This is a genomic window from Paenibacillus lentus (genome assembly GCF_042714055.1).
Lineage (GTDB): Bacteria > Bacillota > Bacilli > Paenibacillales > Paenibacillaceae > Fontibacillus > Fontibacillus lentus_A.
Window position 1 is genome coordinate 175,693 of the sequence record NZ_JBHGVC010000009.1, and the last position, 13,238, is coordinate 188,930.

At 40.9% G+C, this 13,238-nt stretch carries 17 protein-coding genes and 1 pseudogene; 2 read left to right on the plus strand and 16 right to left on the minus strand.

The genetic code is table 11. The annotated features are described in order from the left end of the window. Window positions 1–105 precede the first annotated feature (105 nt). On the minus strand, window positions 106–363 hold the full coding sequence (locus tag ACE3MQ_RS19815; protein WP_379395852.1) for a hypothetical protein: 258 nt from the start codon (window positions 361–363) through the stop codon (window positions 106–108). A 158-nt stretch (window positions 364–521) separates the two neighbouring features. Between ACE3MQ_RS19815 and ACE3MQ_RS19820 the strand changes: the two genes are divergently transcribed. Beyond that, the gene (locus tag ACE3MQ_RS19820; protein WP_379395854.1) at window positions 522–683 is read left to right on the plus strand and encodes a hypothetical protein; all 162 of its coding nucleotides are present in this window, start codon (window positions 522–524) and stop codon (window positions 681–683) included. On the opposite strand, the gene ACE3MQ_RS19825 is transcribed toward ACE3MQ_RS19820, so the two are convergent. Genes ACE3MQ_RS19825 through ACE3MQ_RS19835 form a run of 3 tightly spaced genes read right to left on the minus strand, consistent with a single transcriptional unit; the run spans window position 670 to window position 1,411 of the window. Beyond that, window positions 670–840 carry a hypothetical protein gene (locus tag ACE3MQ_RS19825; protein WP_379395856.1) on the minus strand — a complete coding sequence of 57 codons (171 nt, stop codon included), beginning with the start codon at window positions 838–840 and terminating at the stop codon, window positions 670–672. The two genes, ACE3MQ_RS19820 and ACE3MQ_RS19825, sit on opposite strands and share 14 nt — an antisense overlap. A gap of 12 nt (window positions 841–852) precedes the next feature. Then, window positions 853–1,065, minus strand: a complete 213-nt coding sequence (locus tag ACE3MQ_RS19830; protein WP_379395858.1) for a helix-turn-helix domain-containing protein — start codon at window positions 1,063–1,065, stop codon at window positions 853–855. Next, window positions 1,010–1,411 (minus strand): hypothetical protein, encoded by a 402-nt coding sequence (locus ACE3MQ_RS19835; protein ID WP_379395860.1) that lies wholly within the window; start codon window positions 1,409–1,411, stop codon window positions 1,010–1,012. Before ACE3MQ_RS19835 ends, ACE3MQ_RS19830 begins: the two co-directional genes overlap by 56 nt. A 214-nt stretch (window positions 1,412–1,625) precedes the next feature. Between ACE3MQ_RS19835 and ACE3MQ_RS19840 the strand changes: the two genes are divergently transcribed. Then, complete coding sequence (locus tag ACE3MQ_RS19840) at window positions 1,626–2,057, plus strand: helix-turn-helix domain-containing protein (protein WP_379395862.1); 432 nt, start codon at window positions 1,626–1,628, stop codon at window positions 2,055–2,057. Between the two features lie 612 nt (window positions 2,058–2,669). Here the strand turns inward: ACE3MQ_RS19840 and ACE3MQ_RS19845 are convergent. From ACE3MQ_RS19845 to ACE3MQ_RS19900, 12 genes and pseudogenes are all read right to left on the minus strand, one after another. Then, window positions 2,670–2,819: pseudogene (locus ACE3MQ_RS19845) on the minus strand (DUF1768 domain-containing protein); the annotation flags it as partial. Continuing rightward, window positions 2,819–3,709: an NUDIX hydrolase gene (locus ACE3MQ_RS19850; protein WP_379395864.1), complete on the minus strand. Its 891-nt coding sequence runs from the start codon at window positions 3,707–3,709 to the stop codon at window positions 2,819–2,821. The gene ACE3MQ_RS19850 and the pseudogene ACE3MQ_RS19845, both read right to left, overlap by 1 nt. 507 nt (window positions 3,710–4,216) lie before the next feature. Further along, window positions 4,217–4,861 (minus strand): hypothetical protein, encoded by a 645-nt coding sequence (locus ACE3MQ_RS19855; RefSeq protein ID WP_379395866.1) that lies wholly within the window; start codon window positions 4,859–4,861, stop codon window positions 4,217–4,219. Between the two features lie 58 nt (window positions 4,862–4,919). Beyond that, on the minus strand, window positions 4,920–5,132 hold the full coding sequence (locus ACE3MQ_RS19860; protein WP_379395868.1) for a hypothetical protein: 213 nt from the start codon (window positions 5,130–5,132) through the stop codon (window positions 4,920–4,922). Window positions 5,133–5,256: 124 nt separating this feature from the next. Next, window positions 5,257–5,871, minus strand: coding sequence for a hypothetical protein (locus tag ACE3MQ_RS19865; protein ID WP_379395870.1), 615 nt, complete (start codon window positions 5,869–5,871; stop codon window positions 5,257–5,259). 10 nt (window positions 5,872–5,881) lie between these two features. Continuing rightward, window positions 5,882–6,877 carry a hypothetical protein gene (locus tag ACE3MQ_RS19870; RefSeq protein WP_379395872.1) on the minus strand — a complete coding sequence of 332 codons (996 nt, stop codon included), beginning with the start codon at window positions 6,875–6,877 and terminating at the stop codon, window positions 5,882–5,884. Window positions 6,878–7,100: 223 nt separating this feature from the next. Continuing rightward, window positions 7,101–8,084, minus strand: a complete 984-nt coding sequence (locus tag ACE3MQ_RS19875) for a hypothetical protein (protein ID WP_379395874.1) — start codon at window positions 8,082–8,084, stop codon at window positions 7,101–7,103. Between the two features lie 433 nt (window positions 8,085–8,517). After that, a complete protein-coding gene (gene imm48, locus ACE3MQ_RS19880) occupies window positions 8,518–8,958 on the minus strand; it encodes an Imm48 family immunity protein (RefSeq protein ID WP_379395876.1) in 441 nt (146 codons plus the stop codon). A gap of 25 nt (window positions 8,959–8,983) precedes the next feature. Then, complete coding sequence (locus tag ACE3MQ_RS19885) at window positions 8,984–9,466, minus strand: hypothetical protein (RefSeq protein WP_125084753.1); 483 nt, start codon at window positions 9,464–9,466, stop codon at window positions 8,984–8,986. A gap of 24 nt (window positions 9,467–9,490) precedes the next feature. After that, window positions 9,491–12,013, minus strand: coding sequence for a hypothetical protein (locus ACE3MQ_RS19890; protein ID WP_379395879.1), 2,523 nt, complete (start codon window positions 12,011–12,013; stop codon window positions 9,491–9,493). Window positions 12,014–12,266: 253 nt separating this feature from the next. Next, window positions 12,267–12,668, minus strand: coding sequence for a DUF4280 domain-containing protein (locus ACE3MQ_RS19895; protein ID WP_379395881.1), 402 nt, complete (start codon window positions 12,666–12,668; stop codon window positions 12,267–12,269). Window positions 12,669–12,699: 31 nt separating this feature from the next. Continuing rightward, entirely contained in the window at window positions 12,700–13,224 is a 525-nt protein-coding gene (locus ACE3MQ_RS19900) for an imm11 family protein (protein WP_379395883.1), read from the minus strand. Window positions 13,225–13,238 lie beyond the last annotated feature (14 nt).

Consider the following 13,238-nt stretch of genomic DNA (forward strand, 5'->3'; position numbering starts at 1 on the left):
ATTTTGTGAAGAGTCGCCCTCGCCGGCGACTTTTTTCATCCCTTAAATTAAACAGATAGAATATAAATTTCCGATACTTAACAACCAAACCCTGTACTTCTTCCATCACTTCCCAATTAGCCTAAACCCGGTATCCTCGGAATAATCTAGGAAGTTATCGTATGTTACAGGATCTCCAGTTTCGTAAGTGTCCACGAAATCCCTTGCCTCTTGCATGCTGCATGCTTCCCATTCGTAACAGCGAAATCCCGATCCGTACGCCCATTCTTCTTTCGTGTATACCCTAAATACCGGCTTTCCCGTGATGTAATCTATGCTCTCCCTTATCTTGAATCCTCTATAGGTGGTCACTCTCTTTTTCATAATTATCATCCTCCTCAGAACAACATTAGCCCCATAAGGTTTGAATTTCGCAACTAAATGCTCTACCGAATGTTCAGCGAGGTAACTCTCCTGGTCATCTTCTGATAGAATAATAATTGTTGAGATTTACCATTATTCAGAAGAAAGGAGGCATACATATGGCTACAGATAACCAAGAACAAGTTGCTAAGGAAATTACTATCGCTCTCTTGAACAAATATTCCAAAATGGATGTGGGAATTGATCGCGCTACAGAGTTAATTGGAAAATCATATTCTCAAATTTTAGAAGCGGTAGTTAAAGCTTCTAGAGGGAACTAGTATCCTTAGTTGTTTCGTAAAGGGCAGCTACACTTTGCACAACCGCAGGGAGTGCTATTAGTTCTTCTGCGGTTGTGTATCCCTCAACGGCCTGTTTTATCCAATCACAAAGCACGATAATTGTTTCCTCAACTTTTGCATTCAATTTTCCTTCCATCCTTTCTCCTCCTCATGCCGATTTGCTGCACTTTTTAAGATCAATCCCAAGCGCACGACTGATCTTATTCATATAGGTTTTTCCAGATCGCTCACCCGTCATGATCAGATACAAATAGCTAGTGTTCATGCCAACTTTCTTTGCAAGCCAATACTGCGTCATGCCGATCTCATTCAGGCGGGTCTTTATCAGTACCCCCAGTGGCGTCAGTTCCCGCTTCTTCAAGGCTGTCACCTCCTTCATCAACTGCCTGCTTCATCTTAGCCTCTTCATATACCCCTTCCATTTCTTGCTGTAAATTTCTCAAGTGCTTCTCCAGATTTGCGAGATATACAAGCTGACTATTGGACTTGGCTAAAAAACGCTTTACTTCGCCTTCCAGATTCATACGTTCTTCCATGACCTGTTTTAATAGGCGGCTATTAATCTCTTCATATGCCCCTACAAGGGTGTCAGCCGTCTGAGGCCATAAAAACTTCACTTCATCTACTGCACTAGACACGTGAGTGAATCCTTCCTTATAAATGGAAAGTAACCGGGCATCACCGATTCGCTGTTTTTGTTCGATCATTTTATTCCCCCCTTTGCGATCTAATAGATTCAAATATTCAGTTTTCAAAGATCAAAATAATACATGTTGTCAGTACATACATGATGTGTGGTAAACTTTGTGTGATATGATTTCCTATCTATCTATCATTTTATTTCAGATATCTGAAAATGTCAACAAGAATTATCTATGTCCTGAAAATAAATATTAGAAAACTGAAATGGAGGCGTTTGTGTTGGAAACGATTGGTCAACGAATCAAGAGAAGAAGGAAGGAGCTCGGGCTTACTATCGAGGATATTAAAGGGGCCACAGGTATTTCGATAGGGACAATGAGTAGTCTGGAGAACGACAAGTATGCTCCATCGGTTGCTGTATTAGTGCCTTTGAGTTCGGTTCTAAAAGTTTCAATTGATTGGATAGTTAGAGGCAGTGAATTTCATGTATCTGAAAAAATAGAGCCAGAATCTCTTTCCGGCGAACAAGTGCTATCTCCAGAGGACATCGAACTGCTTGCGAAGTTTCATCAGTTGAGCCAAAAAGACCAGGGGAGGATCGAGGAGCGCATCGAGATGCTATTGTCAGATCGCAAGGCTGGTAATTCGAGCAAAGAATCATATCCTTCGAAGAATGGAAGAGAAGAAGCCGCTACTAAGCAAGGGGCTTAATTTTTTTTGCCTAAATGATATGAAATCATATCTTTTCTGCGTCCCACCTCCTATAAAACAAGCTTAATCCCCCCTTGTCTTACAAGATTTTTTAAGTGGGATCCTAAATCATCGCCTGTCCCACATATCCCACCATGATCGAAGGGGAGTTTTTAAATCATTAATGATATGATTTCATATCATTTGACCATTTTTTCAATGTAACAGGCGGTCATGCAAAAAATCGCAAACACCTTACGATATAAGGATTTTTACCAATGTAACAGGTTCATTAGCATGTTACATTGGTTACATTGGAAATCCATAAATTGTCCATCTGAATATCACTCACGAGTAAAGGTTATTAAAGTTGTGGAAATCTGCCGTAAAGCCTTATACAATGGACTTTTAAAGATTATGAAAAGCAGGAAATCCCCCTGAAACTAAAAAAAGAGCCTTCGGAGCGTTTTTTTATATTTCGCTCACAGGCTCATTTTTTTTGCAAACTATCCAAACCTTTTTTTTGCATAGAAAAACATGTCTCATCCCGCATATTCCTTGGGATTCCCGCACTATCCCGACTTGTCCCACATCCAAACGTTTTTTGCAATCTATCGTGAGAAATCACACCTCCTCCACGACAAAGCTGGATTTCCACCATTGACTGAAGCAGCTCTGATTAATCGAGCCATCCGCGGGCGGTGTATGTCCCCAGAAAAATAAAAATTTAAACTTCTCTCCCGCCTGATACGCTTTCCGTAAATCCTCTAGGTTGTAAAACATCAAATCATCTCCCAATTCCTTCGGTATAATCGTGACGGCCGATGCCCGGCATTCTCCGTGTAATGATCGGTCTCCTCTACGAGATGGGCAACCTTGCGGCGAAAGGCTGCCTTCAGCAGCTCCTTGCCCAGCACGACCTCATAGACCTGCTGCAGCTCCGTGAGCGTGAACAGCTTCGGCATGAGATGCAGCGCAATGCTGGTATATTCGATTTTGCCTCGCAGCCGCTCGATCGCGCAGCCAATAATCTGTGCATGGTCAAAAGCTAAACCCTGATTAGATACTACCGAATGCTCCGTTCGTGTAGACGTCTCCGTCGAAGTAACCTTGCGTTCCACGACCGCCGACAGCCGCTCCCTCTCCGAGGTCAATTCCAGCTCATACTGCCAGGTTCTCACAACCCCGTCCGGAGTGATCTCCTTCAGCTCACGCAGGAGTGAATAAGATACCTCGAACCAGGCCGCATTGTCCGCATCATCACCTGCTCGAACCTCTACCTTGCTGCTATCGATCAGTGCCATATAGGAGCAGCTCATCACCCAGGTACGAGGATCACGCCCCAGATCGCTAAAAGTATACAGCTGTTCCAAATAGACATTATCTACGCCGGTTTCCTCCCGCAGTTCACGCTCCGCCGCCTGTTCGGTCGTCTCATTGGGCCTAACGAATCCACCTGGCAATGCCCATTTCCCCAAAAACGGATGCCCTCCACGCTGAATCAGCAATACACGAAGCGACTTCTCCGGGAGCTTGCGATAATTGGACTCTTCTTTCTCCATCACCGTAAAAATAACCATATCCGCAGCCAACGACGGACGTTCATAATCCCCGGCATCGTACTGTTTCAGAAACTCTTCTTCCGTTAATCCGTTGCTATCCCTGATACTCATCTATATTCACCCGTTCGTAACATTTTGATATTATCTATTTGTTACTAACAAGATATACATTGAATTGAATCTTGTCAAGATTTTCTTATTTTCTCGTCTATAACAGAATAGAAGGCGGCAACTTTTTCGTTACCACCTTCCAACAATTTAATGGATGCTGACTAGCCTTGCGATAACCCATGGCCCATTCTATAGCGTTCTCCCGTTTCCTCATCGACCAGTACTCTGCGTTAATTTCTCAAAGATTCTGCGAAACACTGAAGTTGATTTTAAAAGAGTTGGCTTCGGTAAATGCTTAAATGCCACCCCATCTATACCGGCAAGATTCATGAGTTTGCGTAAATCTGTGACAACCTCCATAAAATAGATCTGACGATCTATGTTACCAGCATATTGTCTTAAATCGTAATCATTTTCCAACGATGGGTACAAGTCATATAAATCGTCAACTAGTATCTTTTTGATAGCAGCTTTTGTAATCGATGGATAGTTTATTGTCTTATTTCTTCACTCGTCATTGCGCTTCCCCTGAAAATGATTAAACCATAAATCCGCACTTCCCCACGTCCGTAATTGGCTATATTCATTAACACAAATCAAATGTTCAGTATTCTCATTTGTTATATACACTTCTCCCCAAGGTGCCTCATTCAGATACTTTTGTAATTCTCTAGAAGAATCAAAAATAAATCCTATTTCCTCCTCCTCATCTTCATCAAAAAACACTATTGCTTTAGTAACTCCTATGAACTTTTCGATTAAACTTAATGATGTTTGAGAATCGAAAGCTGATGCATCACTGACCATACCCTCCCATAAAGGAGAGGATATCTCTTTGTTTCCAAATTTTAGAACAAATTGTTCCAATATGTTTTGCTTTTTTTCAATGCTGAGTTCTTCTGCTCTAACATCAAGAATATTGAATACATTACTCAAAGTTCTCAGACCAAAATTATATTTAATATTATTGTACTTTTCTAAACGAGGAATAGCGTCACCTGAAGCATATATCATGTCAGAATGAGTTAAACACAAGAGATAATCTAGCTGATCATTAGTAATATAGATTGAATACACATTAAAAAACTCATTTATTTTAGGTAAAAAACCAGCTAAAACAAGTTGTAGATCGAATCCTTTATAAAAAGACAAAACAAAATTTTTCCGTATCTGAATGATAAATCATTATAACCTCAGAATCACAAACTAACTATTCTAACCAAGACCACGCATTTTTGTTTACAACAGTTACTTTTTCTGAAAGATACATCCATAGCGAATAATTATCTTTTGAAAATGTGAATTTACGAGACAATTCGCTTAACTTTCCATCAACCAAACCTTCAGTTACTTCATAGGCACTAATACCATTATTACTAATAGTTTCTGCTAACTGCTCTTGAGCCTTCAAAATTTTGAGCATACAAAAAAAGCTCATCCCTACTCCATAATTCAAGTGGGAAAAGAGCTTTTGTTATTTATCAAGTGCTTAAGTTGTTTAATGTTTGTTGGTTGTATTGTACGATCTTAACTAAAACTTTGTAAACCTAGGATTTGTTTAACTCTTCATTCTTAATAGCCACTCTCCCAGAGCCAAAATGATCTTTAAAAAAGGTGAAGTCAAACAGTTTACCATGAGATATTATTTGTTTATATTCATTTTTCTTTAGCTTAGCTTGCTCTATACTAGTACCATTCATGAAATCAAATGGAACAGTCTCCGTTATATCAAATGTTAATGTTATTTTAGGCTTACTTTCAGTAACAATCATCAAGGCTACATAACAATTATCAAGAAAAGATAACTTCCCACCGGACTTACATACAATATCCCCTTTATCAATTGTATATGGCCAACTAAGATACTGTTCACGAGCCTCAGGGGAACTACCTTCAATTATTTTAAAATCCGCCCCCTTTACTTTCTCAATTTGAACTTTCATTTTGCCAAATACAAAGAGTGAATCATCCTTTATATGAAATCCTTGCTTTTGTATTTGATCTTGAAAATCATATATATTTATAACAGTATTAATGAGCTCAAATTCATATGTGCCCCTAATATCACTTGGAAAACCCAAGAAAATGGTTGGTATAAAATCTCCTGAATCATCTACAATTCCATCAAATTCTTCATTACTAATATCAATCGTAAGATTCATTTCCCTTACCTCACTTTCTAATAAATGTATATTGATCTAACATTGGTGACATGATTTTTTCACCATCTGTGGTTAGATAGCTACCATCGTTCGGAACATCTCGTCTTTCACCCTTGATTTTTAATCCTTTATCCTCTAATTGCCTTAACAGTTTTTTCATATTAGAACGTGAGCCAGTAATAATAATTTCTCCATCCCTTGATAAAACTCTGAGTATTTCCGGATTCAAGGGATCGTATCCAAATGGGTTCTCAATAATAATTCTACTTTGGCTTCCTGTCTTAATATTAGTTAATTGGGTTGCATCTCCATAATAAACATCAGGAGACTTAGGATCTATATCGATGTTATATGCTCCTTCTATAGGTTTACCTCGAGCCCCAATGTTTAAAGTTCCATTTTCATCAGCAGGTTTTTCTAAATATTTATTCGGACCTTTACCCGTCCCCTCAATCTCTGGTTCTGGTTTTGGTTTTGGTTCTGGCTTCGGCGCTGGTTTTGGTTCTGTTTTCCCCATCACCCCTAAAGATTCATGTGGGCTTGTGTTCATTTTCTCTATAGCGTCAAGCAATTCCTTCTCATTCTTCAAATTTGGAGTCTCTTTTAATGAAGAAGATTTTTTGGCCAGATTCTCTAATTCCATCTCCTTAGAAACTTTAACTACTCTATCTAAGCGAACTTTAGGTGTAAAAATCTGGTCAATACCCTTCATATACTTGATATTAGCTGCTGTATTAGCCCCTTTCATTGCAGCTTTTCCGAGCATCGTTATATCTACTATCGTTAGCACTGCCCCCGCCACATATACCATTTCCTGGTTAATCCCAAAAAAGCTTGAATCCGAAATGATCCCATCATTTAGATCCCTCAGCTTCACAATACTGACACCAATTTGTGCGAGGCCCCAAGCACCGTTCAATGCAGCATATAAATATAACGATACTCCTCCGGTGAAAAAGGCACCTACGACAGCTACGGCTCCAAACATTAAGCTTAGTTCCGCCACAATTTTTGCCGCTTAACCACAAGCTCCTCAAAGGTAAAACGCGAATAATAGATCCCTTCATCAGCATCTTTACTAAAATAGTCCGGCATCAATGGAATGATTTGATCTAACCGTTGCTCTTCTGCTTCTTCTACCAAGCCAGATATTGCAGCTTTTGAAATTCCAACAAGCCCTTGAAAATTGCATTTTCTTTAGCCTGCTTCTCTATATGCGACGTCAATCCCTAAATCGGTAGTTTTTCCTTCAGAGCTTTCCATGGATTACTTGGCTGCTGAGGAGCCGCCTTCTTGCCACTTCGTATATCTATGTAATTTTGATAGAACTCTGCATATTTTTGCTGTTCTTTGGCTCTTTCCTTCTTTGATTTGTCTTCCTGTTCTGGTGGCGGTGGTAAAACCTTTTCTTGGTAGCGTTTCTTTAACTCTTTATTTCCTAGCCCTCTTAGCGACTCTTTGGCATCGTTTCTGGTTGCCGGATCTCTAAAACGTGCAGTTGCATCGTCCTTAATTTTTTGATTGTCTTCCTCTGTCCAACTCGGCATAATATAAGTGCCCGCCGGAACATTTTTTATGCCTTCAGCTCTTTGCCGTATAACTTTAAGATATTCATGATCCACATACAACTTCTCTAACTCTTCATCCGTAAGCATGTCCAGAAAGTCCATTTCAACCTTCTCGAAATTCACTTTCTTCCCTTTAATCCCTATATACTCCGGCCGGATTTCCATGTAATGCTCCGTGTTCGTGAAGAAGGTAATCGTCTCATTAGCCACGAGCTTAATATGCTCCGGCACATTTTGGCCGCCTAGTTCGATTTTATCAGACGCTACTACGAGAATCGATTCCGTAGCGTTTAATGAAATATCGTTCCCATCCAGAGTTAAGCTGACGGTATTCTTCTCGAATAATACACCATCTTCACCAAGTTCCATCTTTGCTTCTCCATGCATGTGGAACACCTTTGTGGTCGGCTTCTGGAAGACAGTGCGCGACTTCATCTCATCGTTTTTACCCCGCACTGAATTGATGGCAATCGCCTTTTTCTCAGTCCCCTCCGGAAAATAGACTTTGATGCGCGCCCCTTCCTCCGGCATGCAGTGGAAGATATTATTGCCTTCCGGCGAATACGGAAACCACCAATTTCCTCGTTCGTCAGGGTCATGATCAATGTCTAAATGTACCTTAACCATGTTGTTTCCGCGTTTCATAACGCGTCCTTCAAGGGCAACTCCCTGGATGGCACGATTCGTTCTTACCTTACGACGAAGTGCTTATATTCCTTAGGTAAAATTCTCATATGTAGAGGTATTTTATTTCAACGAACTCTTTGTCCAAATAGCTGTCACTGGTCGGTTAAGGGCAAGAAATAAAGGCTATAGATATATATCCGCGATTCTGCCCCTATTGTGGCAGCGTTTGACTAAACGAAAATACCATAAACAGTTGTCTGATTTTCTATTGACAATGCAGCCTTTTTATCTCTATTACGAAACGCCCCCCTTATTTATTTTAATACTCAAACATAGAAATAGCCTGTTTCTACTTATCTTATAGAAACAGGCTTTAAGTTGATAAACATAAAATAGCTATATAACGGAAAATGAATTGAAGATGACATCTTAATTCTTAACAACCTTCTGTCTAATCACTTTCACTATTAATAATATCAAGAACCTCTATAATATTTGCTCTAAGCTGTGCCTTATCATCATTAAAGTACTGACGATATCCATCTATCCCTCTGCGAATAATAGAAAACATAACTGGATGATATTCTTCATCCGTTGAGTTAATTAATTCCTGAGTAAAATCCTCTGCTTGATCCTCACTATAATTAAATTTTGCAACTAAAAGACTATGAGTTATAGAGTGTGCTTGCAAAGGGGGGATATCTCTTTCGAAAACAATTCCATTTATGATACCAAAACAAAAAGTTGCAAGTATTTGCCTTTCAAGCTCAGTTGTATCATCAAACTGCTTGTTAAGTAACATAAATATCTCAGATGTAATTTCTGCAACTTTACCTTTTGTATCTTCAATTATTTGTTTTTCTTCTTCACTCAACTCATAAAAATTAGACATAATCATACCTCATTCACCAAAAAGTTTAATATACAATTAACTTTCCATTAGGCCAACTTCCTTTCCATCCACATGGAAAGTTACCTGATTCATATACTTTAAATAACTCCATAAAAAAGGCTGGCTGTCGTTCGTTTCGATAATTATTTTCCATTAATGCACCAATAATATCCCACTTAACATTATTTAGCAAAGATTGCGGAAGTTTGTTATCGTTTAAATAGTTAGTAACATTAGGAACTACTAATTTGTCAATAATGTCTCTACCTTCCTTAGCATACTTGTTCCATTCCTTATATCTTTTAGGATGATTAATTAACAAGTATTCTGACAATTCATTATCCACTTCTTGGGTAATTTGCTCCCAATACTTCCCATCAGATTGTTTTAATGCCTTTTTCCAATTTTCAACAGTGGTATATTCAAAACTTATTTTCGCTTCAGGTAGTTTACCACAATTAGCAAACCAATTTATTTTTGTAATTCTACTGATAAACTGCTCATCCATATGCGTACTCCTTTCACAATCTAATTATTTAAATAAATACTTTTTCAAACTATTCATTGGCCCTGGTATCCTTGGTACTGGCATATCAGCCGTTAATCCAAAAGCTCTTCTTTGTTTTATGGCTTCCCTAACAGCGTAAAATGCATTTTCTTTTGATAACCCTGCATCTTGAAGAGATTGATAAAGAGCTTTTGTATATTCACCACAAGTAGGTTTCTCTTTATACCTAGTACCGCCTTTACGAAATTGAGACCAAAATTCCTCTAATGATTTGTGTGCATTAAAATGCGGGGTTCCTACATCTTTAAAAGCATTTCCTTCTAATTTAATCGCCAATCCTTTATTTTTAGGAATTACACTTCTAAATGCTGCATCTTGATTTAAATGATGAGCCTGTCCTTTTATTGATTTATCTTTTTTAAGCTTACCATATTCATCAACAACTATCTTATCAGGATCAGCAGCCCCTCCTATTTTCTTCTCCGCCTCCTCCTTAATCTCCTTCATAGCCTTGTCATAATTAATCTGTACTTCGGTTCGTTGAGGAAGTTTTTCCGGCATCCATTTCTCAAAGAAATTAACATTTGGCATCGGGACACCATTTGCCAGTGCCGGTTGGTTCCTCACCATAAACATTTGAGCAAATTGACTGCCTACTGCCGCTAAGTCCTTCAGGCTCTCTTTAAAGCCTTCTTCTACGCTCTTAACTCCTTGCTTTAGCCATGCTGTAGAAGTACCAACTGCTTTTTGGAAAAGCTCATTTGCTTTCTGGAATCCTTTTTTCCCCGCGTTTCCGATACCCTTTAGAACTCTAGCATCAAATAATCCACCGGTTATGCCACCAATTCCTGCGTCCAAGAGTAATGTACCGAAGCTAAATCCGTTATTCTCCATGCCTTGGCGCATAATACTTTCAAACGTATTTGTAGTTGCACCTAAGACCATCTTCCCACCGATGGTTGCTGTAGCTCCAAACGGACCGAAAACGGCTCCCGAAACGGCTCCTATTAAGGTTTCTCTAAAGGCAGCCTGCGTATAATCCTTCATATCACTGACTTCGCCTCTTATGATATCTGAGACAGCCATGCTGGCTACGGCAGCTGTTCCTGCTATCGCAGCCCCGGCAGCCACGGCTCCAATGACAACAGCTCCAGCTCCTAAAGTGGCTACACACAGCACCGCTACCGCAGTGACCGCTGCCACCACAGCTAGCCCCGCCACTACATTCTTAAAGAGCTTGCCCCAACTAAATTTCTTCTCCTCTGTTTCTTCCTTCGGCGGCGTATAAGTCTCAATCTCATCATTATATTTCGGATAGCTTGTCCGATCGGCTCCATCCAGCTTGACCTGGCTTCCGAGTAGGTGGTACTCGCTTTCAACCGTAAATCCGCTCAGCTTGCTTAACTTTTTGGCCAGGATCATGTTCGGTGTTCGGAATACCACACGTTTCGGAGTATACAACGAAATATCTTCGCCGCCGTTCATCGTGAGCTTCCGGTGGCTTGTCAGGATGACACCTGCGGCATCATCAAAGCTAATCATGAGCGGCTCTTTGGAACCACTCACCACATTAATCGCTGTCGGCGTAATTTCTAACTCGCTGCCATGCTCCGTACCGAAGTAGCGGTTGTTTGGATCGCCTGTCTTACCGCAATCCTCTCCGTTTGTCCGGACACAGCCGATGACCTTGGCCTTGCTTCCTGCATCATCCGGGAAGTACAGGCTCGCATTCGTTCCTCTCTGAGGCATCGAGTACATGGCACTGCCTGTAGGCGGGGCAAAGGGAAACCAAAAGGCCGATGCAGGTGACTGCTCCTGATCGATCTCCAAATGCAGCTTAACCTGCTGACCTTTGACATCTAACACCTTCCCGTTCATCGAGACGCCGACTAACTTGGGGTTATGTATCCGATGTTGACGTATGCCATCTCTTCTCGATAAGCGGTAATTATAGATCAGTTGGCCCTGACTCATGGCGGCTTTCATTTCACTAATCACCATCGGTTTATCTCGGAATAGAACCTCATCGCCGATGGCGTAACGTATGCCGCTTTGAATCTCGTATGTAAAAAAATCGGTATGATGCACCGATGCAGATCCTGACCTGGCCTCTTGATAAGCTAGTAAATCTTTGCTTGCTGTATACGCCAAATCATTGGGAAGCTGGATGCTATTCCTGTTTGGCACGCCGATGTACATCCGTGGTTTGGCTTCGTAAATATCACTGAACACCACGCTCTGCAAATGACTGGCCATCCGCTTAAGAAACTCCCAGTCCGTCTCATCATACTGGATGATCGGTTCGCCAATAAGCTTATTTTCGCCAATGAGTTGAATCACATCGTACCCGGCATAAGTTTTTAACACGCTTTTGACGAGTTCGCCGTACGTCATGTTCTTATTTTGAAAGGATCGGCGCCTCTTCTGGGCATCCAGCCGGCTCGTGCCGGAAATGGCTTCTAGCTCTATACTATAAATCCCGTTGTGATGCTTGGTTTGTACGTTGGCAATGAGGCCGCTAAAAATCTTGGTTTCCCCGTCAAACACCTGAACCTGGTCATCCGTCGACGCTTTGAGTACGGCGTTAACCTGATCCTGATCATCGACAAGGCCGCAAATGAAAAGTCGCCCATGCTCGTTTGGCTTCCATTCCATTTGAATGTCCTGAACTACTTTGATTCGATATGGCGATGTTACGCTTATGTTTTCAAAACCTATCATATCCACTAGCCTCCGATCGCATAACTTTTCATGCTGTCCGGTCGCCTCCGCTTATGCTCTTCATATTTGGCATATCATTCTACTCCTCTTCATGTTGGCCACTGCTGTTAAAGCGAATCACCCCGCCTAAGGAGCAGTGCAATTCTGACTCGGTCGTCAGAGCCGATTTCCCTTCTACCCTTGCCTGCTCTTTGGTTTTCTCCCATTTGCTTCCGGCTAACAGAGCTAACAGACATGGCTTCCCATGTATTTCCTGGCCATCCATCGAGATGAGGTAAACCGTCTCGCCACTCTGATTTTCCGGACTGCTGCAGATCCCAAAATTCGAAATATTTACTTCGGGAATCGAGTCCGATTCGTTCATCATCGGTTTGCCATTAACATAGGCCCCGTGGCTATTCGGCAAATTCAGTTTCCGTAAATGTGATCCACAATCGCAAAAAATATTAGCACCACGTACAACGTACTCATACTTATCCATTCGTTCACGCCCTTCCCCAGCTTTCGTTCCATCACTCCACGAGAACTTTCTTTAAGCTAACCCCGATCATATCTCGGCGGAGTATGCTCTCAGCTACATCTAAGCGGACAATGATTAGAGGTTGCTCACTTTCTTGCACGCGGAAAATTCGTCTCTTCGCCACCTTCTCCCCTTGAAGCACCAGCTTCTTAATGACGCTTCGATCCGCATTAAACTCACTGCTTGGACTTAGAGCTTCAACTTCCTCAAAAAAAGGTAGGAAGTAAAGACTTTGCTTCTTATTGAATTGGTCCATCAGAGGAATATGCTTAAAAATACAATCCGGCTCATACATGGCGATCAATTTCTTCAACTTCTCAGACATCAAGTAGAGCTGATCGCTTAATAGATCCAAGTACTCTGTATCGGTAGATGCCTTAACCTGAAAAATCGTTGTATCTGCAATTTGATGAGAACGTAAGCGATTCATATGCCGAATATCTATTTTTTGCCGAATATTTTGTAAGACTGGCGTATCGGTATAGCGTTCATCCTGCTGCATCACAAAGTAATCCATGACATCCCTCCTCC

Bases quoted from the DNA above. Each gene is read 5' to 3' on its own strand.
- ACE3MQ_RS19815 (WP_379395852.1), bottom strand. From the start codon at position 363: ATGAAAAAGAGAGTGACCACCTATAGAGGATTCAAGATAAGGGAGAGC.
- ACE3MQ_RS19820 (WP_379395854.1), top strand. From the start codon at position 522: ATGGCTACAGATAACCAAGAACAAGTTGCTAAGGAAATTACTATCGCT.
- ACE3MQ_RS19825 (WP_379395856.1), bottom strand. From the start codon at position 840: ATGGAAGGAAAATTGAATGCAAAAGTTGAGGAAACAATTATCGTGCTT.
- ACE3MQ_RS19835 (WP_379395860.1), bottom strand. From the start codon at position 1,411: ATGATCGAACAAAAACAGCGAATCGGTGATGCCCGGTTACTTTCCATT.
- ACE3MQ_RS19850 (WP_379395864.1), bottom strand. From the start codon at position 3,709: ATGAGTATCAGGGATAGCAACGGATTAACGGAAGAAGAGTTTCTGAAA.
- ACE3MQ_RS19860 (WP_379395868.1), bottom strand. From the start codon at position 5,132: ATGCTCAAAATTTTGAAGGCTCAAGAGCAGTTAGCAGAAACTATTAGT.
- ACE3MQ_RS19865 (WP_379395870.1), bottom strand. From the start codon at position 5,871: ATGAATCTTACGATTGATATTAGTAATGAAGAATTTGATGGAATTGTA.
- ACE3MQ_RS19875 (WP_379395874.1), bottom strand. From the start codon at position 8,084: ATGAAACGCGGAAACAACATGGTTAAGGTACATTTAGACATTGATCAT.
- imm48 (WP_379395876.1), bottom strand. From the start codon at position 8,958: ATGTCTAATTTTTATGAGTTGAGTGAAGAAGAAAAACAAATAATTGAA.
- ACE3MQ_RS19885 (WP_125084753.1), bottom strand. From the start codon at position 9,466: ATGGATGAGCAGTTTATCAGTAGAATTACAAAAATAAATTGGTTTGCT.
- ACE3MQ_RS19895 (WP_379395881.1), bottom strand. From the start codon at position 12,668: ATGGATAAGTATGAGTACGTTGTACGTGGTGCTAATATTTTTTGCGAT.
- ACE3MQ_RS19900 (WP_379395883.1), bottom strand. From the start codon at position 13,224: ATGGATTACTTTGTGATGCAGCAGGATGAACGCTATACCGATACGCCA.